The 21,816-nt window shown below is 61.2% G+C and carries 17 protein-coding genes; 9 read left to right on the top strand and 8 right to left on the bottom strand.

The window, feature by feature from the left end; genetic code table 11:
* Position 1: 1 nt before the first annotated feature.
* Complete coding sequence (locus AC07V8_RS22125) at positions 2-745, bottom strand: YggS family pyridoxal phosphate-dependent enzyme (RefSeq protein WP_494680555.1); 744 nt, start codon at positions 743-745, stop codon at positions 2-4.
* Between the two features lie 185 nt (positions 746-930).
* Between AC07V8_RS22125 and AC07V8_RS22130 the strand changes: the two genes are divergently transcribed.
* The 3 genes from AC07V8_RS22130 (at position 931) to AC07V8_RS22140 (ending at position 3,745) form a co-directional block, all read left to right on the top strand.
* Complete coding sequence (locus AC07V8_RS22130) at positions 931-1,974, top strand: type IV pilus twitching motility protein PilT (protein WP_494680556.1); 1,044 nt, start codon at positions 931-933, stop codon at positions 1,972-1,974.
* A gap of 137 nt (positions 1,975-2,111) precedes the next feature.
* Positions 2,112-3,248, top strand: coding sequence for a PilT/PilU family type 4a pilus ATPase (locus AC07V8_RS22135; protein WP_061937269.1), 1,137 nt, complete (start codon positions 2,112-2,114; stop codon positions 3,246-3,248).
* Positions 3,245-3,745, top strand: a complete 501-nt coding sequence (locus AC07V8_RS22140) for a glutathione peroxidase (RefSeq protein WP_494680557.1) — start codon at positions 3,245-3,247, stop codon at positions 3,743-3,745. Before AC07V8_RS22135 ends, AC07V8_RS22140 begins: the two co-directional genes overlap by 4 nt.
* An 89-nt stretch (positions 3,746-3,834) precedes the next feature.
* Here AC07V8_RS22140 and AC07V8_RS22145 read toward each other — a convergent pair whose 3' ends face one another.
* The 4 genes from AC07V8_RS22145 to AC07V8_RS22160 all read right to left on the bottom strand — a co-directional run bounded on the left by AC07V8_RS22145 (position 3,835) and on the right by AC07V8_RS22160 (position 9,001).
* Entirely contained in the window at positions 3,835-4,548 is a 714-nt protein-coding gene (locus AC07V8_RS22145; RefSeq protein ID WP_211444801.1) for an MIP/aquaporin family protein, read from the bottom strand.
* Positions 4,549-4,637: 89 nt separating this feature from the next.
* On the bottom strand, positions 4,638-6,134 hold the full coding sequence (gene glpK / locus AC07V8_RS22150) for a glycerol kinase GlpK (protein WP_494680787.1): 1,497 nt from the start codon (positions 6,132-6,134) through the stop codon (positions 4,638-4,640).
* A gap of 144 nt (positions 6,135-6,278) precedes the next feature.
* Complete coding sequence (gene glpD / locus AC07V8_RS22155) at positions 6,279-7,814, bottom strand: glycerol-3-phosphate dehydrogenase (RefSeq protein WP_494680786.1); 1,536 nt, start codon at positions 7,812-7,814, stop codon at positions 6,279-6,281.
* Positions 7,815-8,209: 395 nt separating this feature from the next.
* Complete coding sequence (locus AC07V8_RS22160) at positions 8,210-9,001, bottom strand: DeoR/GlpR family DNA-binding transcription regulator (protein WP_494680785.1); 792 nt, start codon at positions 8,999-9,001, stop codon at positions 8,210-8,212.
* Between the two features lie 168 nt (positions 9,002-9,169).
* On the opposite strand from AC07V8_RS22160, the gene AC07V8_RS22165 reads away from it, so the two are divergent.
* The 6 genes from AC07V8_RS22165 (at position 9,170) to AC07V8_RS22190 (ending at position 17,884) form a co-directional block, all read left to right on the top strand.
* The gene (locus tag AC07V8_RS22165; RefSeq protein WP_494680784.1) at positions 9,170-10,237 is read left to right on the top strand and encodes a LacI family DNA-binding transcriptional regulator; all 1,068 of its coding nucleotides are present in this window, start codon (positions 9,170-9,172) and stop codon (positions 10,235-10,237) included.
* A 180-nt stretch (positions 10,238-10,417) separates the two neighbouring features.
* Complete coding sequence (gene gudD / locus AC07V8_RS22170; RefSeq protein ID WP_494680783.1) at positions 10,418-11,767, top strand: glucarate dehydratase; 1,350 nt, start codon at positions 10,418-10,420, stop codon at positions 11,765-11,767.
* Between the two features lie 95 nt (positions 11,768-11,862).
* On the top strand, positions 11,863-12,750 hold the full coding sequence (locus AC07V8_RS22175; protein ID WP_494680782.1) for an SMP-30/gluconolactonase/LRE family protein: 888 nt from the start codon (positions 11,863-11,865) through the stop codon (positions 12,748-12,750).
* A gap of 164 nt (positions 12,751-12,914) precedes the next feature.
* The gene (locus AC07V8_RS22180) at positions 12,915-14,192 is read left to right on the top strand and encodes an MFS transporter (protein ID WP_494680781.1); all 1,278 of its coding nucleotides are present in this window, start codon (positions 12,915-12,917) and stop codon (positions 14,190-14,192) included.
* Between the two features lie 22 nt (positions 14,193-14,214).
* Positions 14,215-16,686: a glycoside hydrolase family 31 protein gene (locus tag AC07V8_RS22185; protein WP_494680780.1), complete on the top strand. Its 2,472-nt coding sequence runs from the start codon at positions 14,215-14,217 to the stop codon at positions 16,684-16,686.
* 16 nt (positions 16,687-16,702) lie between these two features.
* Positions 16,703-17,884: a porin gene (locus AC07V8_RS22190; RefSeq protein WP_494680779.1), complete on the top strand. Its 1,182-nt coding sequence runs from the start codon at positions 16,703-16,705 to the stop codon at positions 17,882-17,884.
* A 24-nt stretch (positions 17,885-17,908) separates the two neighbouring features.
* Here AC07V8_RS22190 and glcF read toward each other — a convergent pair whose 3' ends face one another.
* From glcF to AC07V8_RS22205, 3 genes are read right to left on the bottom strand one after another with little or no spacing between them, the layout of a single operon-like run.
* A complete protein-coding gene (gene glcF / locus AC07V8_RS22195) occupies positions 17,909-19,147 on the bottom strand; it encodes a glycolate oxidase subunit GlcF (RefSeq protein ID WP_494680778.1) in 1,239 nt (412 codons plus the stop codon).
* Between the two features lie 18 nt (positions 19,148-19,165).
* Positions 19,166-20,251 (bottom strand): glycolate oxidase subunit GlcE, encoded by a 1,086-nt coding sequence (glcE, locus tag AC07V8_RS22200; protein ID WP_494680777.1) that lies wholly within the window; start codon positions 20,249-20,251, stop codon positions 19,166-19,168.
* 20 nt (positions 20,252-20,271) lie between these two features.
* The gene (locus AC07V8_RS22205) at positions 20,272-21,795 is read right to left on the bottom strand and encodes an FAD-linked oxidase C-terminal domain-containing protein (RefSeq protein ID WP_494680776.1); all 1,524 of its coding nucleotides are present in this window, start codon (positions 21,793-21,795) and stop codon (positions 20,272-20,274) included.
* Positions 21,796-21,816 lie beyond the last annotated feature (21 nt).

The following is a 21,816-nucleotide window of genomic DNA, read 5'->3' on the forward strand; positions in this document are numbered from 1 at the left end:
TTCATGATTGAATGGTCCGCTCACGTTGTCCAAAAATGGCACTGCCGACGCGCACGATGGTGGCGCCTTCTTCGATCGCCACCGCCATGTCGGCCGACATGCCCATCGATAAAGTATCGAGCTGCGCGGCATGCGCCGGCAACCCGGCTTGTAGTTGCTGCAGCAATTCGCGCGTCCGGCGGAATGCCGCATGCTGTTTCTGCAAGTCCTCGGTCGGCTCTGGAATCGCCATCAGGCCGCGCAATACCAGCCGCGGCATTCCGATGATGGCGCGCGCCGCATCCAGCACCTGGTCCGGCGCCATGCCGCTCTTGCTGGCTTCGCCGCTGATATTGACCTGCAGGCAGATATTCAGCGGCGGCAGGTGCGGCGGCCGCTGCTCGGACAGGCGCTGGGCGATTTTTTCGCGCTCCACGGTATGGACCCAGGTAAAATTTTCCGCGATCGGTCGCGTCTTGTTGCTTTGGATCGGACCGATGAAGTGCCATTCCAGCAAGGTCTCGGCCGCGGAACCGCGCTCAGCCTGCAGCGCGAGATCGACTGCCGCCATCTTGGCCACGGCTTCCTGCAGATAGTTTTCGCCAAAGGCGCGCTGGCCGGCGGCGATTGCCTCCAGCACCATGCCGGCGCCGAAGGTCTTGGACACCGCCAGCAAGGCGACACTGTCAGGCCGGCGCGACACCGCAGCGGCGGCGGCCTGAATACTGGCATGGACGGCTTGCAACTTCTGGGACATTAAGGACATAATCGGAGACTTTGGAAATTGCCGTAAAGAACTACTAACTTGTACCACCAAACGCCGGCAGTTGGCATGTTTGGAAACTTTTTTCCGGATTTTGCCGCTGGCGAGATCGGGAAGAAAGCGCTACAAGGTAGCATGCGGCTCCAAAGATGCCTTTCAACAAACAAAATTCAGCACAGGGATTATAAATGGACATTTCCGAACTTCTGGCTTTTTCGGTGAAGAACAAGGCATCCGATTTGCATCTATCCGCAGGCTTGCCGCCGATGATCCGGGTTCATGGAGATGTGCGCCGCATCAACCTGCCGCCGCTCGAGCACAAAGACGTGCACTCGATGATCTATGACATCATGAACGACGGCCAGCGCAAGGCTTTCGAAGAACACCTGGAGTGCGATTTCTCGTTCGAAATCCCGGGCCTGGCGCGCTTCCGCGTCAATGCCTTCAACCAGGACCGCGGCGCCGCTGCCGTATTGCGGACCATTCCTTCCACCGTGCTGACGCTGGAACAGCTCAACGCGCCGCGCATCTTTGCCGAACTTGCGCTCAAGCCGCGCGGCCTGGTGCTGGTCACCGGCCCGACCGGTTCCGGCAAATCGACCACGCTGGCGGCGATGGTGAACCACGTCAATGAAAACGAATACGCCCATATCCTGACCATCGAAGATCCGATCGAATTCGTCCATCAGTCCAACAAGTGCCTGATCAACCAGCGCGAAGTCGGTCCACATACCCATTCGTTCAGCAATGCGCTGCGCTCCGCCCTGCGGGAAGATCCGGACGTGATCCTGGTCGGCGAGTTGCGCGACCTGGAGACCATCCGCCTGGCCATGACTGCCGCTGAAACCGGTCACCTGGTGTTCGGCACCTTGCACACTTCGTCCGCCGCCAAGACCATCGACCGTATCGTCGACGTCTTCCCGGCGGAAGAAAAGGAAATGGTGCGCGCAATGCTGTCGGAATCGCTGCAGGCGGTGATTTCGCAAAGCCTGCTGAAAACCAAGGACGGCTCCGGCCGCGTCGCCGCCCACGAAATCATGCTGGGCACGCCCGCGATCCGCAACCTGATCCGCGAAAGCAAGATCGCCCAGATGTATTCGGCGATCCAGACCGGCAGCAACATGGGCATGCAAACCCTGGACAGCAACCTGACCGACCTGGTCAAGCGCAACGTGATTTCGCTGGCGACAGCGCGCGCCGCGGCCAAGTCGCCGGATAATTTCCCGGGCTAAAAAACCCTGCGGCAGGCGGCGCCGGCCGTCCGTTGCAGCCGCCGCGCAATGTAACTGAAAAAGGCGGATGATGGGTCATGCAGTTCGCGCCCATCCACCCGCCGCCCTAATACTGTTATTGTTTTACTAGGATAGACATGGAACGAGATCAAGCAACCAAATTCATGCACGACCTGCTGCGCCTGATGGTCAGCAAGCGCGGCTCCGATCTGTTCATCACCGCGGATTTTCCGCCAGCCTTCAAGATCGACGGCAAGATCACGCCGGTCTCGAACCAGGCGCTGACCGCCGTCCACACGCTGGAACTGGCGCGCGCCATCATGAGCGACAAGCAGGCGGCGGATTTCGAAGAAACCAAGGAATGCAATTTCGCCATCAGCCCGGGCGGCCTGGGACGCTTCCGCGCCTCGGCTTTCATCCAGCAGGGCCGGGTCGGCATGGTGTTGCGGACCATCACCACCGACATCCCGAAATTCGAAGACCTGGGCCTGCCGCCTACGCTCAAGGAAGTGGCCATGACCAAGCGCGGCCTGGTGATCATGGTCGGCGCCACCGGTTCCGGCAAGTCGACCACGCTGGCGGCGATGATCGGCTATCGCAATGAAAACAGCTACGGCCACATCATCACGATCGAAGATCCGGTGGAATACATCCACCCCCACAAGAATTGCATCGTGACCCAGCGCGAAGTCGGCGTCGATACGGAAAACTGGGGCGTGGCCCTGAAGAACACCTTGCGCCAGGCGCCGGACGTGATCCTGATCGGCGAAATCCGCGACCGCGAAACCATGGACTACGCCATCGCCTTCGCTGAAACCGGCCATCTGTGCCTGGCCACCCTGCATGCCAACAGCTCCAACCAGGCGCTCGACCGCATCATCAACTTCTTCCCCGAAGAACGCCGGCCGCAGCTGCTGATGGACTTGTCGCTCAACCTGAAAGGCATCGTCTCGCAGCGCCTGGTGCCATTGAAAACGGTGAAGGGACGCGCGGTCGCAGTGGAAATCCTGCTCAATTCGCCATTGATTTCCGATCTGATCTTCAAGGGCGACGTCCATGAAATCAAGGAGATCATGAAGAAGTCGCGCGAGCTCGGCATGCAGACTTTTGACCAAGCCCTGTTCGATTTGTACGAAGACGATAAAATCAGCTATGAAGACGCTTTGCGCAACGCCGATTCGGTCAACGACCTGCGGCTTTCCATCAAACTGCGCGGCAAGGACGCAAAAGACCGCGACCTCTCTGCCGGCACTGAACATCTGGGGATCGTATGAGCAAGGACACTAGCGGCACAAAGATCTACGACTTTACCGTCAATCAGCTGGACGGCAAGCCCAGCTCGCTGGAGGCTTACCGCGGCAAGGTGCTGCTGATCGTGAACACCGCCAGCAACTGCGGCTTCACGCCGCAGTACAAGGGCCTGGAAGAGGTTTACCAGAAATACCATGCGCAAGGTTTTGAAGTGCTGGGATTTCCCTGCAATCAGTTTGGTGCGCAGGAACCTGGGACGGCCGAAGAGATCGGCGCTTTTTGCGAGAAGAACTACGGCGTCACTTTTCCCTTGTTCGAGAAAATCGACGTCAACGGCGACCACGCCGCGCCGCTCTACCAGTATCTGAAAAACGCTGCTCCCGGCTTGCTCGGCAGCGAAGGCATCAAGTGGAATTTCACCAAGTTCCTGGTGAACAAGGACGGCGCGATCGTCGACCGCTTTGCCCCGCAAACCAAACCGGAATCGCTGGCAGCAGACATAGAAAAACTGCTGGGATAAAAAAACAGCAGGTAGGGTGGGCACGCTATTGTGCCCACGCGGCAAGTCACGTCGCGCGTGGGCACAATAGCGTGCCCACCCTACGGCTCTTAATGCGCCATCTGCAGGCCGTACACCAGCGCCGCCAGCACCCCACCGCAAATCGAACCGACCACCGGCACCAGGGCATAACCCCAGTCGCTGTCGCGCTTGCCTGGAATCGGCAGCAGCGCATGCATCAGGCGCGGCCCCAGATCGCGGGCAGGATTGATCGCATAGCCGGTAGTGCCGCCCAGCGATACGCCGATGCTCATCACCAGCAAGGCCACCGGCAGCGCATCCAGCGCGCCCAGGCCCATCTTCGGCGACGCGATATTCAACACGCAGTACACCAGCACGAAGGTGCCGACCACTTCCGAGACGACGTTGCCGAATTTGTTGCGGATCGCCGGCGCCGTGCAGAATGCCGCCAGCTTGAGATTGCCGTCAGTGGTTTCGGCGAAGTGATTGCGATACACCAGCCACACCAGGAAAGCACCCATCATGCCACCCAGCATTTGCGATGCGATGTAGGCAGGCACGCTGCCCCAGGCAAACTTGCCGGCCACCGCCAGCGCCAGCGTCACCGCCGGATTCAGGTGGGCGCCGCTGGACGAAGCCGCGACGAACACGCCGACAAACACCGCCATCGCCCAGCCGACGGTGATCACGATCAGGCCGCTGCCGTGGCCGTGGGTTTTACTCAAGAGAACATTGGCAACCACACCGTTGCCAAGCAGGACAATCAGGGCGGTGCCCACGAATTCAGCCAAATAGGGAGTCATGACAAACTCTTTCGGAAATAGGATATAGGAGGAAGCGGGAAGCAGACCGCGGTCCGCTTCCCAAGCATCGGCTCAGGATCAGGATCAGGTCAGGAGTTTGCCCACACCGTGGCGGCGGCAATCGCCCGCTGCCAGCCCTTGATGTTGGCCTGCACTTCGGCGGCCGGCATGGCCGGCTTGAAGCGCTGGTCGAGCTGCCACTGTCCTTGCACATCGTCGGTGCTGCTCCAGTATCCGACTGCCAGGCCGGCCAGGTAGGCTGCGCCGAGCGCGGTCGTTTCCGTGACCTTTGGACGGACCACGTCGACGCCGAGCATGTCCGACTGGAATTGCATCAGCAGGTTATTCGCGGTGGCGCCGCCATCGACGCGCAGTTCCGGAATCACGATACCGGCATCGGCTTCCATCGCCTTCAGCACATCCATGGTCTGGTAGGCGATGCTGTCGAGCGCTGCGCGCGCGTAGTGCGCGGCAGTGGTGCCGCGGGTGACGCCGAAGACCGTGCCGCGTGCATGCGGATTCCAGTGCGGTGCGCCGAGGCCGGCAAACGCAGGGACCAGATACACGCCGTCGGTGTTCTGGACACTGCGCGCCAGCGCTTCGACTTCGTTGGAAGTCTTGATGATGCCGAGGCCGTCGCGCAGCCATTGCACCACCGCGCCGCCGATGAAGATGCTGCCTTCCAGCGCGTAGCTGACCTGGCCGCCGATCTTCCAGGCCACCGTGGTCAGCAAATTATTCTTCGAGATGATCGGCTTGGCGCCGGTATTCATCATCATGAAACAGCCGGTGCCATAGGTGTTCTTGACCATGCCCGGTTGTGTGCACATTTGCCCGAACAGCGCCGCCTGCTGGTCGCCGGCGATCCCGGCAATCGGAATTTCCGAACCGAAGCCGGAAATTTCGGTATGACCGTAGGTCTCGCTCGAGGAGCATACTTCCGGCAGCATGCTGCGCGGGACACCCATGATATCGAGCAGCTCGTCATCCCATTGCATCGTATGGATATTGAACAGCATGGTGCGCGACGCATTCGAGACATCGGTGACATAGCGTTTGCCGCGCGTCATGTTCCACACCAGCCAGGTGTCCACGGTACCGAAGGCAAGGCGTCCTTGATTGGCGAGCTGGCGCGCGCCTTCGACGTTTTCCAGTATCCAGCGGATCTTGGTGGCGGAAAAATACGAGTCCACCAGCAGGCCGGTCTTTTGACGGATGGTTTCCGCCAGGCCGCGTGCTTTAAGTTCATCGCAGAATGCCGCGGTGCGGCGGTCCTGCCAGACGATGGCGTTGTAGATCGCCTTGCCGCTTTCACGGTCCCAGACGATGGTGGTTTCACGCTGGTTGGTGATGCCGATAGCCGCAACCGAGGTGCCGTTCAAACCGACCTTGGTCAGCGCTTCGGCGGCGACGCCGGCCTGAGTCGACCAGATTTCCTGCGGATCATGCTCTACCCAGCCCGGCTGCGGATAAATCTGGCGGAATTCTTTCTGGGCGGAAGAAACGATATTGCCCTGGCGATCGAACAGGATGGCGCGCGAGCTGGTAGTCCCCTGATCCAGGGCTAAAATGTATTTATCTTTCAACTTGTCTACTCCAAGGTTGGGAAATCCGCGTGTGCGGATCGGGCGACTTTGATCCGGCAAAGCTGCCGGATCCGTCTGTTTTATATACCGGCTGCGCAAGCAGTACTGCTGCCTGCAGCGCCGGGGCAATACCGGGGTGAATCGTCAGGCTCGCATGGCGACAACCGGCGCCTGCACTTGCGTCTGCTCCTGCAACCACGTACGCAGCCTTTCTACAGCTACAGCATCAAGGCGCAATCCCAGCTTGGAACGACGCCACAGAATATCTTCCACCGTCAAAGCCCATTCATTGCGCATCAGGTAGCGCACTTCCGCTTCATACAGATCGCCGCCGAACAGTTCACCCAGCGCGGCGACGTCGTGGATGCCGTCCAGCAGGCGCGCCGTGCGGGTGCCGTAGGCGCGCGCATAACGGGTCGCCAGCGAGGCCGGCAGCCAGGCATGGCGCTGCAGGAAAATCCGCAGGAACTCGGCAAAGTCGGCGTTGGCGATATCGCCGCCCGGCAACGGCTCGTGCGCGGTCCAGTGCGATTTCATATAACCGAACAGCGGCTGCAGATGTTCCATTGCTTCTTCCGCCAGACGGCGGTAGGTGGTGATCTTGCCGCCGAATACCGACAGCACCGGCGCCAGGCCGGGTTCGTTTCTCAGCTCCAGCTTGTAGTCGCGGGTGACGGCGGACGGATTGGCGACTTCTTCTTCCAGCAGAGGACGCACGCCCGCGTAGGAAAACACCACTTGCTGCGGCGTCACCGCCACTTCGAAATAGCGGTTCACGGATTCGCACAGATAGGCGGTTTCTTCCTCGGAAATCCCGACCTTGCTCGGATCGCCGCTGTATTCCACGTCGGTGGTGCCGATCAGCGTAAAGTCGTTTTCGTAGGGAATCGCAAAAACGATGCGCTTGTCCGGATTCTGCAAAATGTAGGCGTGGTCATGATCGAACAAACGCTTGGTGACGATATGGCTGCCCTTGACCAGGCGGACGTGATGCTGCGCCGGCGTATTCAGGGCGCCGTTCAAAAGGCTGCCAACCCATGGACCGGCGGCGTTGACGATGCAGCGCGCCCGCACTTCGCTGGTCTCGCCGGTCTCGGTCGACAACAGGGTCGCGTCCCAGTACTGGCTGCCTTGGCGCGCCTGGATCATGCGGGTCCGGGTGAGGATGGTGGCGCCGCGCTCCTTGGCGTCCATGGCGTTAAGCACCACCAGGCGCGCGTCCTGCACCCAGGCGTCGGAATAGACGAAGCCCTTGGTCAGGGATTTCTTGAGCGGCGCACCGGCCACGTGCTTGCGGAAATCGATAGTGCGCGACCCCTCCAGCAATTCACGCTTGCTGAGGTTGTCGTATAAAAACAGGCCGGCGCGTATCATCCAGGCCGGCCGCAGGCTCGGTACATGCGGCATGACGAAGCGCAGCGGCCCGATGATATGCGGCGCCATGCGCAGCAGCTGCTCGCGCTCCTGCAGGGCCTTGCGCACCAGGCTGAATTCGTATTGCTCAAGGTAACGCAGGCCGCCGTGGATCAGCTTGGAGCTGGCGGAAGAAGTGTGCGAAGCCAGGTCGTCCTGTTCGCAAAGCAACACGCTGAGGCCGCGGCCGACCGCGTCGCGCGCAATCCCGGCGCCATTAACGCCGCCGCCCACTACCAGCAAATCTACAATTTCACCTGATGCCACAGCTATCTCCTTGTGTCGGTAACGCACTCATCGGACAAACACTTTATTGCCAATTGGCAAAGTCAGCATGTTTGCAATGTCACCGCACATCATAAAATATTTATATTCGAAAGTATATTGTTCGAATTCGAACATAGATAATCATTTATATTTATCAAAAATAATTCCTTGATAGAAATAAACTTAAACAAGAATAGTTAATTCCAATCTCGCCTATAGCGGCGCCGACGCGCTGATACCTCAAGCCGCGGAGCACGAGCTAGCGGATCCAGACCGGCTGGACCGCTGCATCGAAGATGAAAATAAAGGGGGAAAAGTCAGAATGTCGCCGCCACGCAACGGCATGGGCGATGAGCGACGAGCGGGCTTGCCGCCAAGGCGCCTGGCCAGGTCAGCTAGGAGGCGTTGCTGCCGGCTACGAATACATCGATTTTCGCATCGGCAAAGATGCTGCGCATTTCCTCCGGCACCGGCTGGTCGGTAAACAGGGCGTTGACTTTCGATATATCCCCCAGCCGCACCAGCGCCGGCCGGCGGAACTTGGAATGGTCGGCGACCAGGAAAACGGTGCGCGAATGTTCGATGATGGCTTCCGATACCCGCACTTCGCGATAGTCGAAATCGCGCAGGGTGCCATCGGCTTCGATGCTGGAAATGCCGATGATGCCGAAATCGACCTTGAAGCGGCGGATGAAATCGATGGTTTCTTCGCCGGTGATGCCGAGGTCGCGCGCGCGCACCACGCCGCCGGTGATGATCACCTCGCAACCCGGATAGCCGCTCATGATCGCCGCCACGTTCAGGTTGTTGGTGATGACGCGCAGGTTGCGGCGCCGACTGAGCGCCTTCGCCACCTCTTCATTGGTGGTGCCGAGATTGATGAACAGCGTGGCCTGGTCGGGAATATGCTCGACCACCAGCGCGGCGATGCGGCGCTTCTCTTCCGAATACAAACCCTGGCGCGCGCCGTAAGCGATGTTCTCGGCGCTGGACGGCAGGCCGACGCCGCCGTGATAGCGCTGCAGCAGGTTCATCTCCGCCAGCAGGTTGATGTCGCGGCGGATGGTTTGCTGGGTGATCTGGAAACGCGTAGCCAGATGCTCCACCGTCACGAAACCGTCGCGCTGCACGTAGCTCAACAGTTCTTGCTGACGGCCATTCAGCTTTAGCGTGGATATTTCTGACATAAAACCTGTCCCGTGGGTATTTTCAAAGATTTTTATTATGATTGGAAATCCCCTGCGTAGGGAAATCCAGCCTGGATTGTAGCGGACTAACCCGCCCCAGCGTCCTGATTTGCATGACAACCGGCAAAATGGTAACGGTATCATTTTCATTGATGTTAGAATTTCGCCATGGAAAAAGAAACCCTGATGGATGCAATCGTTGCCGACGTCACCGCGCGCCGCAAAGGCGGCCGCAAGACCGGCGGCTTTACCTTGCGCGACGTCGCCAAGCTGGCCGGCGTGGCGCCGATCACCGCTTCGCGCGCATTGAACACGCCGGATGCGGTTTCCGCCAAGGTGCTGCAAAAAGTCCAGGCCGCCGTACAGCAAACCGGCTACGTGCCGAACCTGCTGGCCGGCGCACTGGCGTCGCAGAAAAGCCGCCTGGTGGCGGCAGTGGTCCCGACCCTGTCCGGCCCGATGTTCCTGGAAACCGTAGAGTCGCTGACCGACACCCTGGCCGCCGCCGGCTACCAGGTCATGCTGGGCCAGAGCGGCTATGAAAACTCACGCGAGGACGCACTGCTGGACGCCATCATCGGCCGCCGTCCCGACGGCATCGTGCTGACCGGCATCAACCGCTCCGCACAGGCGCGCCGGCGTTTGCTGGCGAGCGGCATTCCAGTAGTCGAAACCTGGGACCTGACGCCGACGCCGGTCGACATGCTGGTCGGCTTTTCCCATGAAAAAATCGGCATCGCGGTGGCCCGATACCTGCACGCCGCCGGCCGCCGCCGGGTTGCCGCCATCGGCGCCAGCGACGACCGCAGCCGCCGCCGCGTCAACGCTTTTGCGCAAGAAGCGGTGCGGCTCGGCATGGCGCAGGCCGGCAGCATTCCTTCCTGCGAAGTCGCCGCTCCCACCACGCTCGGCAACGGCCGCAGCGGACTGACGCAACTGCTGGCGCGCGACCCCGATATCGACGCCGTGTTCTGCAGCTCCGACATGCTGGCGCTGGGCGTCATGATCGAGGCGCAAGCCAGCAACATCTCCATCCCGCAACAACTGGCGGTGATCGGCCTGGGCGACCTCGGTTTTTCGCGCGACCTGCAGCCGCCGCTGACCACCGTGCGCATCGACGGCACGGTCATCGGCAGCACCGCTGCGCGCTTCATCATCGCCCGCTCCGAAGGCAAAACTGTTGCAGAACCGGTCTGCGACATCGGCTTCACCATCATAGAGCGCGCCAGCGTCTAAGCTTTTTTTACAAAAATAAGCATTGACAGTCAAAAATGGGACCGCTACCATTTGAATTGGTAGCGGTCCCATTTTGTAGAAATACCGGGTTGAAAGCAGCGCGGCACACACGCTGGAACGCGACGCCGGCGCGGGCGGCATCAGACGATTCAACATTCATTCAGCCACAGGCAGCCACACATGACATCATCGAGCACACAGGTCCCGGGCAGTCCCCTCATCGTCGACATGCGCGTAGTGCCGGTCGCCGGCCGCGACAGCATGCTGCTCAACCTGAGCGGCGCGCACGGTCCCTATTTCACCCGCAACATCGTGATCCTCACCGACAGCGCCGGCAATACCGGCGTCGGCGAAGTGCCGGGCGGCGAACGCATCCGCCAAACGCTGGAAGATGCGCGGCCGCTGCTGCTGGGCAAAGCGATCGGCAACTACCAGGCCATTCTCAACAGCGTCCGCAGCGCATTCAGCGAACGCGACGCCGGCGGCCGCGGCTTGCAGACCTTCGACCTGCGCATCGCGATCCATGCCGTGACGGCGCTGGAAGCCGCCCTGCTCGACCTGCTGGGAAAATTCCTCGGCGTGCCGGTGGCGGCCTTGCTGGGCGAAGGCCAGCAGCGCGAGGCGGTAAAGATGCTGGGCTATCTGTTCTACATCGGCGACCGCAGCGCCACCGACCTGCCTTACGCCAGCGAACCGGATGCCGGCGACGACTGGCTGCGCCTGCGCCATCAGCCTGCGCTCGACGCGCAAGCAGTGGTGGCGCTGGCGCAAGCGGCCTATCAGCGTTACGGCTTCAACGATTTCAAGCTGAAGGGCGGCGTGCTGCGCGGCGAAGATGAAATGGAAGCCGTAACGGCGCTGGCGGAACGCTTCCCGCAGGCGCGCATCACGCTCGACCCTAACGGCGGCTGGCTGCTCAAGGATGCCATCCGCCTGTGCCGCGACCAGTATGCGGTGCTGGCCTATGCTGAAGATCCCTGCGGCGCCGAGAACGGCTTTTCCGGGCGCGAAGTCATGGCCGAATTCCGCCGCGCCACCGGCTTGCAGACCGCGACCAACATGATCGCCACCGACTGGCGCGAAATGGGCCACGCGATCCAGCTGCAATCGGTCGACATTCCGCTGGCCGACCCGCACTTCTGGACCATGCAAGGTTCGGTGCGGGTGGCGCAGATGTGCCACGAATGGGGCCTGACCTGGGGTTCGCATTCCAACAATCACTTCGATATCTCGCTGGCGATGTTCACGCATGTGGCGGCAGCCGCGCCCGGCAACATCACCGCCATCGATACCCATTGGATCTGGCAGGACGGCCAGCGCCTGACCAAAGAGCCGTTGCAGATCGCCGGCGGCATGATCGAGGTGCCGAAAAAGCCGGGCCTGGGCATCGAGCTCGACCTGGCGCAGCTGGAAGCCGCGCATCAGCTATATCGCAACATGGGACTCGGCGCGCGCGACGATGCTGTCGCCATGCAATACCTGATCCCCGGCTGGAAGTTCGACAACAAGAAACCTTGCCTGCTGCGTTAGCGGCAGCAACTGCGGCAGCCGGCGGCGACAATCATTCCGCCGCATCATGCAAATCTGTAGCCCATCCATCGCACGACCAGCAATGAGGTAGCAACATGATCCAGCAATTTGATTATCCTGTCCGTGTCATCTGCGCCGCGAGCGCCATCGTCGGCGAGTCGCCGGTGTGGTCGCAGCGCGAACAGGTTTTGTACTGGGTGGATATCCTCAAGCCCGCGCTGCACCGCTTTGATCCCGCCTCGGGACAACAGCGCAGCTGGCCGGCTCCTGCCGCCATCGGCTCGATCAGCCTGGCGAAGAACGGCAAGATCGTCGCTGCCCTGCGCAATGGCTTCCACTGGTTTGATCCGGCCGATACCAGCTGGATCCTGATAGTGCATCCAGAGCCGCATATTCCGCACAACCGCCTCAACGACGGCAAGACCGGACCTGACGGCGCCTTCTGGGCCGGCACCATGGACGACCGCGCCGACAAGCAGGCCTGCGCCTCGCTCTACCGGCTGGCGCCGGACGGCAGCGTCAGCGCCCACGGCAACGACCTGGTGGTCTCGAACGGCCTGGCATGGAGTCCTGACGGCCGCACCATGTACCACTCCGATTCGCGCCGCGCGGTGATCTACCGCTATGACTTCGACGCCGCCAGCGGCACGCTCGGTCCGCGCCAGGTGTTCGTGCAGATGCAGCCGGAATGGGGTCGTCCCGACGGCGGCGCAGTCGACACCGATGGCTGCTACTGGGGTTGCGGCATCACTGCCGGACGCATCAACAAGTTCTCGCCGCAAGGCCAGCTGCTTGGATACCTGCCGCTGCCGGTGTCGCGCCCCACCATGTGCGCCTTCGGCGGCGCCGACCTGAAAACGCTGTACGTCACTTCGCTCACCGAAAACATGAGCGCCGATGCACTGGCGCGCGAACCGCTGGCCGGCGCGCTGTTCGCAGTAAGCATGCCGGTAGCCGGCACGCCTGTCGCGGAATTCGGCTGATGAATACCATTGTTCCGGCCTGTGCCGCCAGAATCTAGGCGCAGCCGGCCGACTCCCAGGGGACCATCACAGCCCGTATTTAAAAATCAAATAGAACAACTGTTCCGGAATCACCAAGACGCCACCAAGGCGGTCATTTATAAAAACTAACCGAGACAACAAATATGAAACGCATAAAGGGTCTGCGCTGGTGGATTATCGCCCTCGTCTGCTTTGGCACCATCCTGAACTACATCTCGCGCAATTCGCTGGGGGTACTGGCGGACACGCTGAAACACGACCTGGCTTTCAGCACCAAGGAATACTCGTACGTGGTGGCGGCCTTCCAGGTCGCCTACACCATCATGCAGCCGGTGTGCGGCTATATCATCGACTTCCTCGGCCTGAAAGTCGGCTTTGCCTTGTTCGCCGCGGCCTGGTCGGTGGTGGGCATGCTGCACGGCTTCGCCACCGGCTGGATCTCGCTGGCGTTCTTCCGCGGCCTGCTCGGCCTGACCGAAGCGGCGGCGATACCGGCAGGCATCAAGGCGGTGTCGGAATGGTTTCCCAAACAGGAACGTTCAGTGGCCGTGGGCTATTTCAACGCCGGCACTTCCATGGGCGCGGTGATCGCGCCGGTGCTGGTGGCCTGGCTGCTGTACAAGCACAGCTGGCAAGCCGCCTTCATCGTGACCGGCGCAATGGGTTTCATCTTTGCCGGCCTGTGGTTCTTCTTCTATCGCGCCCCCAAGGACCACCCCAACTTGTCCGATACGGAGCGCGCCTACATCCTCTCCGGCCAGGAAAGCATCGCTGAAAGCCAGTCGCACGCCAAGCCATCCGTCAAAGCCATCGTCGGCACGCGCCGCTTCTGGGGTATCGCCATCACCCGCTTCCTCGCCGAGCCGGCCTGGCAAACCTTCAATTTCTGGATTCCGCTGTACTTCATTTCCGTGCGCGGCATGAACCTGAAAGAGTTCGCCATCTTCGGCTGGATGCCGTTCTTCGCCGCCGACATGGGCGGCATCCTGGGCGGTTACCTGTCGCCGTTCCTGATGAAGCATTTCAAGTTCAAGCTGGTCAACTCGCGCATCGCCGGCATCGCCACCGGCGCCCTGCTAATGACCAGCGTCGGCTTCGTCGGCTATGTGGAAAGCCCCTATGTCGCCATCGCGCTGTTCTGCATCGGCGGCTTCGCCCACCAGATGATTTCCGGCCTGGTCAACACCATGACCGCCGATGTCTTCAACACCAGAGAGGTCGGCACCGCCAACGGCCTGACCGGCATGATCAGCTGGATAGGCGGCCTCTCGTTTTCGCTGCTGATCGGACAACTGGCCGAATCGGTCGGCTATACCCCGCTGTTTGCGGCCCTGGGCATGTTCGATGTGGTAGGAGCCACCATCCTGTTCCTGCTGTATCGCGGCTACAAAGACAACAGCGCCACAGCGTCAAGAATCTGAATCAAGCATCCTGGAGATTTGCATGTCGGTTAACCATATTCCTGAATTCCATCTGGCGGAACAGAATGGCGCGGCGCTGATGCTGAAAAGCGCCGACGGCCATGTCGCCCATATCTTCGTGCTGGAGCAAGACATTATCCGCGTCATGGTGCTGCCGGATGCGCAACTGCATTTTCCGCGCACCTGGGCGATTGCGCCCGGCGCGCAGCCCTTGCCGCTGGAGGGACGCGAACGACTCTCGCTGGCTGGTTTTTTGCTGCCAGACTTTACCCTGCACCAGCTAGACGGCGCCCTGCAGATACAAACCGAAAAAATCCGCCTGACGGTGCGGCTGAAAGGCTTGTTCTGCAGCTGGGAAACCCGCCCCGCCGGCGAGTGGAAAGAACTGGCGCGGGACCGCGGCACGCAAGCCGTCAATTTCGGCTACTGGGACGACAAGGTCTATCACTACCTGAAACGCGACGCCCAGGACGAGATGTACTTCGGCCTCGGCGAACGCAGCGGCGGCACCAACCGCCATGGCCGCAGCTTTTCCCTGAAGACCATCGACGCCATGGGCTATGACGCCAGCAGCACCGACGCCCTGTACAAGCACATTCCCTTCTACATCACCTGGAACAAGCGCCAGCATGCCGCCTTCGGCCTGTTCTACGACACTCTGTCCGAAGGCAAGCTCGACATGGGCTGCGAGCTGGACAACTATCATGGCCACTACCGCTACTTCGTCGCCGAGCACGGCGACCTAGATTACTACTTCATCGCCGGCGACAGCATGGAGCACGTGGTGCGGCGCTACACCTGGATGACCGGCAAGCCGGCATTCACGCCGAAATGGGGGCTCGGCTATTCCGGTTCCACCATGACGTATACCGACGCGCCGGACGCACAGGAAAAGATGAATGAATTCCTGGCCGGTTGCGAGCGGCACGACATGTTGTGCGAATCGTTCCACCTGTCGTCCGGCTATACCTCGATCGGCAACAAGCGCTACGTCTTCAACTGGAACCGCGACAAGTTTCCCGACCCCAAAGCCTTTGCCGAACATTATCTGGCACATGGCGTGCGCCTGTGCGCCAACATCAAGCCTTGCCTGTTGCGGGATCATCCGCGCTTCAGCGAAGCCGAGCGCCTGGGCCTGTTCATCAAAAACCAGGACGACAAGCCGGAAATGGTGCAGTTCTGGGACGAAGTCGGCGCCTACCTGGATTTCACCAATCCAGACACCATCGCCTGGTGGAAACGGGCGGTGACCACCTCCCTGCTGGAATACGGCATCACCAGCACCTGGAACGACAACAATGAATTCCAGGTCTTGAATCCGCAAGCCACCGCCAACGGCTTCGGCCAGCGTTTCAAGGCGGTCGAAGCCAAGGGCTTGCAAACGCTGCTGATGATGGCCGCGTCGCAGCAAGCGCAGAGCGAATTCGCGCCGGACAAGCGGCCCTACCTGGTGTCGCGCTCGGGCGCCGCCGGCATGCAGCGCTATGTGCAGACCTGGTCGGGCGACAACTACACCTCGTGGCAGACGCTCAAGTACAACATCAAGATGGGGCTGGGCCTGGCCATGTCCGGCATCTCCAACACCGGCCATGACGTCGGCGGCTTCAGCGGCCCGGCGCCGAGTCCGGAGCTGCTGTTGCGCTGGGTGCAGTTCGGCATTTTCATGCCGCGCTTTTCGATCCATTCCTGGAACGACGACAAGACCGTCAACGAGGCCTGGATGTATCCCGAAATCACCGGCGCGATCCGCAAGCTGCTCAAGCTGCGCGCCTGCCTGACGCCGTATTTCTACGATCTGCTGTGGCGCTATCACCAGCACTACGAACCGATGATCAAGCCGACTTTCCTGGCTTTTCCTGGCGATCCGAAGTGTTTTTCCGAGAACGACGACATGCTGGTCGGGTCGAATTTATTACTGGCAGCTGTAGTCGAGTCGGGACAGACCAGCCGCACCGTCTATCTGCCAGCCGGCACCGACTGGTACGATTTCTGGAGCGGCGCCCATCATCAAGGCGGACAAGAAATTACCTTGCCCGCGGTGGGCGAACAGCCGCCGCTGCTGGCGCGCGCCGGCAGCGCCATCGCCGTCAACGTCGCCGAGCAGCACTTCAACCGGCCCGCGCACCAGCAAGGCTTCATGGTCTTTCCGTATCAGCTGGACGGCGCTTTCGAAACAGAATTCTTTGACGATGACGGCGACAGCAATGCCTACCTGGACGGCAAAAGCAGCCTGTGGAAAATTCGTGTCCAAAGCGATGCGGAGACGCTGGACATTGACCTTGAATGCACAGGCGTCCAGCCGGCGTCCGAGCTGGTCACCCTGCTGCTGCCGCAGCATGAAACACGTCCGGTAGTACTGAGCGCCGCCACCATCCTGGGCGACGCCATCGTCAATCAACGGCGTGAGATCCAGTTGAAAATCAAGCCGCAATCCGATCCCAAGCTATCCATCAAGCAAAAGATCGTCAGCATTCTCAAACGATTCAGTAAATAAAACCCAAGGGGGAGACATGAAAAACACAACGCTAAAATTGCTTCTGGCAACTAGCACGCTCACCGGCGCCGCCGGCGTCCAGGCGCAAACCAGCGTCACGATCTACGGCACGGCGGATGCTGCAATCATCCATTCCAGCAATCAGCGCGGCAATTCAAACACCTATATGAACAGCGGCAACCTCAATGCCAGCAAGCTGGGCTTCAGCGGCAGCGAAGACCTGGGTAGCGGCGGCAAGGCGATTTTCACGCTGGAGCAAGGCTTCAGCATCAACAACGGCGTCCAGAGCGACGCCAGCAAAGCCTTCAACCGCCAGGCTTTTGTCGGCCTGAGCGATGCCCGCTACGGCAGCTTCACCCTCGGCCGCCAGTACACGCCGTACTGGCGCTACGTCGGCGGACTCGGACCGACGGGAGTGCTGACCGGCGCCACCGGCGCCCATCCAGGCGATCTCGACGGTCTCGACACCACCATACGAATCAATAATTCCCTGGTGTACACAACACCGGTGATCGCCGGCTTCCAGGCCGGCGCCTTGTATGGTTTCGGCGAAAACGCCGGCGCCATCAGCGCCGGCAATTCTTTCAGCACGGCGCTGCGCTATGACTACAACGCCCTGAGCGTGGCGCTCGGTTATCTGAAACTGAACAACAACAATCTCAAAGGCTTTGCGCAGTGGGATCCGAACGTCACCTCAGGCAGCTACGCCCAGTCGCCTGTGAATGCCGGCTATGCCTCGGCCAGATCGGTACAGATGATTGCCGCCGCGGCACGCTATAACGTTTCGGACAGTCTGATGCTGGGCTTGAATTTTTCCAATGTGCAGATGGCGCCGGGAGCGGCTTCGCTGTTCACGCATCAAGCCACCTTCAATACCGCCGGCCTGATTTCCACCTACAAGCTGACCAACGCGATCACCCTGGCGGCCGGCTATAGCTATACGCGCGAATCGGCAGCAAACGGCATCAGCGATCCAGCGCGTTACCAGCAATTTTCGTTTGAACAGACTTATGATTTTTCCAAGCGGACGGCGCTTTATTTCCTGGAGGCTTATCAGAAGGCCAGTGGCCAAACCCTGGGAGCGAACGGCGTGACGCCGGTCAATGCGGTAGCAGTAGTCGGCGATTCGCAAAACGGCTCGCCCTCTTCCAACGGCAGGCAATTCGTCGCGGTGGTCGGGATCCGCCATCAGTTTTAGCTGAAGGCGGGGTCGGGCGGCTGGTCAGGATGACAGCGCCTGATCCAGCAATTCTATCCAATGCCTGACGGGCGTCTCGGTGCCGGACTGCAGATGCGTCAGGCAGCCGATATTGGCCGAGACGATCATGTCCGGCCGGCTTGCCTGCAGATTCTCCAGCTTGTTGTCGCGCAGGCGGTACGACAGCTCCGGCTGCAGCACCGAGTAAGTACCGGCCGAGCCGCAGCACAAGTGGCTGTCGGCGCATAGCTGCACATCGACGCCGACACCGCGCAGCAAGCCTTCCACCTTGCCGCGGATCTGCTGGCCATGCTGCAAGGTGCAGGGCGGATGATAGACCACGCGCTGAGGAAATTTCCCGCTCAGCTTTTGCTGCAGCTCGATTTCAAACTCGGGCAGGATTTCGCTCAGATCCTTGGTCAAGGCCGATATGGCTTTTGCCTTGACGGCATACTGGGGATCCGCAGCCAGCAGGTGGCCATATTCCTTGACCGTCACGCCGCAGCCGGAAGCCGTCATCACGATTGCTTCCACGCCCTGGCCATTGCTGCCGATCACATACGGCCACCAGGCGTCGATATTGCGCCGCATGTCGTCCAGGCCGCCGCCCTGGTCGTTGAGGTGGTAGCGGATGGCGCCGCAGCAGCCGGCTTTCGGCGCCACCAGCAGCTGCACTTCCAGCGCATCCAGCACCCGCGCCGTGGCGCTGTTGATGTTGGGCGACATGGCCGGCTGCACGCAACCGTCCAGCAACAGCATCTTGCGCGCATGCTGGCGCTGCGGCCTGGTTCCTGCATCCTGCCTGGCGGGAACCTTGTTCTTCAGCTTGCGCGGCAACAGCGGCCGCAGCAATTGTCCGGCGGCCATGGCCGGCTTGAACAGCCATGGCCACGGCAGGAATTCTTTCAGCACCGTGCGCGTCAGGTTCTCGCCGAACGGGCGGCCGACCTGGCGCTCCACCACCTTGCGGCCGATATCCAGCAAGCGTCCATATTCGACGCCGGATGGACAAGTCGATTCGCAATTGCGGCAGGTAAGGCAGCGGTCCAGGTGCAATTGCGTCTTGACGCTGGCCGGCTTCCCCTCCAGCACCTGCTTGATCAGATAGATGCGTCCGCGCGGCCCGTCCAGCTCGTCGCCCAGCAGCTGGTAGGTCGGGCAGGTGGCGGTGCAGAACCCGCAATGCACGCAGGCGCGCAGGATGGCGTCGGCTTCCTTGCCGTCGCGCGTGTTCTTGATGAAATCGGCTAGATTGGTTTGCATGGTTGCGTGTTTCTTGTGCTAGAAGTCCGGATACATACGGCCGCGATTGAAGATGCCCGACGGGTCGAAGCCGGCCTTCAAATTACGATGGATTTGCGCGACCGCAGGCGCCAGCGGCTGGAACACACCGACACTTTTATCGCCACCTCGGAACAAGGTGGCGTGACCGCCGGCAGCGCTCGCCGCTGCTCGGATTGTGCCGGCATCCATGGCTGCATTTTCATCGGCCAGCAACCAGCGCTGCGCCCCGCCCCATTCGACCAGGGTTTCGCCAGCCAGCGCCAACGGCTCCGCAATCGATGGCAGAGACAAGCGCCACAGCGCTTTGCCGGCAGCAACGCCGGCAAAGAAGGAATGCGTTTGTTCGCGCAGCGCCTGCCAGAATTGTTCGGCATCCGGTACGGCTTCACCACCCAGCTTGTGTTCCGCCGCACGTACCGCTGCCTCCGCCCCGGCCAGCCTTATCGTCAACATGCCATCGTGCCAGCAACTGCCGGCAAGCGGCAATGGCTGGCCGCCCCATTGGTTCAAGCTGCGGATCGCCTCGGCCTGGTTCATCGCAAAGCGCCGGCTGCTGGCGGCAACCGGACGCGGCAGTACTTTGACCGACGCCTCCAGTATCAAGCCCAGCGTGCCAAGCGAACCCGCCAGCAAACGCGACACATCGTAACCCGCCACATTTTTCATGACCTGGCCGCCAAAGTGCAGCACCTCGCCCTTGCCATCCATCAGCACGGTGCCCAGCACAAAATCGCGCAAGGCGCCGACCGCCTGCCGCGACGGTCCCGACAGGCCGCTGGCGACCATCCCGCCCAAGGTAGCGCCGCTGCCGAAATGGGGCGGTTCGAAAGCCAGCATTTGCTGGTGCCGCGCCAGCAGCGCTTCAATTTCCGCCAGCGGCGTACCGCAGCGCGCGGTGATCACCAGCTCGGTCGGCTCGTAGTCGATCACGCCGCTGTAGCCGCGCGTATCCAGCAGTTCGCCCTGCACCTCTTGGCCATACCAGCGCTTGCTGCCGCCGCCGCGAATTTCCAGTGCGCCGCGCTCTGCCGCAGCGCCGAGGATCTGCGCCCTTGCCTGCTCTTTGAAATCTTGTGGGTCCATGTTTAATATCGTGTCATGTCTCAAAACCGGGGCAGATCGGGAAACTTCATGACGCCGCGCTGTATGTGCATTTTTCCGTACTCGGCGCAGCGCTGCAAAGTCGGAATCGCCTTGTCCGGATTCAGCAGGAAGGCCGTGTCGAAGGCGCGCTTGACGCTGAAGAAGGCCTCGCGCTCCAGCGGCGAAAACTGCACGCACATCGAGTTGATCTTTTCGATGCCGACGCCATGCTCGCCGGTGATGGTGCCGCCCACCGCCACGCACAGCTCCAGGATTTCAGCCCCGAACTCCTCGGCACGATGAAATTCGCCGGGCACATTGGCGTCGAACAGGATCAGCGGATGCAGGTTGCCGTCGCCTGCATGGAACACGTTGGCGCAGCGCAAGCCGTACTTGCTTTCCATTTGCGCTATGCCGAGCAGTACCTGCGCCAGGTTCTTGCGCGGGATGGTGCCGTCCATGCAGTAGTAATCGGGAGAAATGCGGCCGGCTGCCGGGAAGGCATTCTTGCGCCCCGACCAGAAACGCAGGCGCTCGGCTTCCGACGTCGAGACTTCGATGCGGGTGGCGCCGCTGGCGTTCAGCACCGCGCTCATGCGTTCGATTTCTTCTTCCACTTCTTCGGTGGTGCCATCCGATTCGCACAGCAGGATGGCGGCAGCATCGGTGTCGTAGCCGGCTTTGACAAAGGGCTCCACCATGCGCGAGCTGGTGCGGTCCATCATTTCCAGCCCGGCCGGAATGATGCCGGCGGCGATCACGTTGGCGACCGCATTGCCGCTGGTGACGACGTCGTCGAAGGAGGCCATGATGACGCGCGCGGCCTGCGGCTTCGGGATCAGCTTGACCGTCACCTCGGTGACCACGCCGAGCATGCCTTCCGAGCCGATGAAGACCGCCAGCAGATCGAGGCCCGGCGCATCCAGTGCGCCGCCGCCCAGTTCGACGATCTCGCCGTCGATGGTGACCATCCGCACCCGCAATACATTATGCACCGTCAGGCCGTATTTGAGGCAATGGACGCCGCCGGAATTTTCGGCAACGTTGCCGCCTATGGTGCAGGCGATCTGCGAAGACGGATCCGGCGCGTAATACAAGTTGTGCGGCGCCGCCGCCTCGGAAATCGCCAGGTTGCGCACCCCGGGCTGCACCACCGCCGTCCGCGCATAGGGATCGAGCTTGACGATGCGGGTGAATTTGGCGGTGGACAGCACCACGCCGTCAGCGATAGGCAAGGCGCCGCCGGACAAGCCGGTGCCGGCGCCGCGCGGCACGATCGGGACTTTCAGGTCGCGGCAGGTCTTGAGTATGGCCACCACCTGCGCCTCGTTTTCAGGCAATGCCACCACCATCGGACTCTGGCGGTAAGCCGCCAGGCCGTCGCATTCGTAGGGGCGGGTATCTTCGTCGTTGAACAGCAAGGCATGCGCCGGCAGCAATGCGCGCAGCGCCGCCACCACTTGCTGCTGGCGGGCTGGGTTAAAGATCGATTCAGCAGCGCCTGTGACTGGCGCCGTGGCTGGCACTGGGTCTGAAAACGTCATGCTGGCTTCCCGGCTGTGGTT

It is taken from the genome of Collimonas sp. GW821-FHT02H07 (assembly GCF_059421505.1).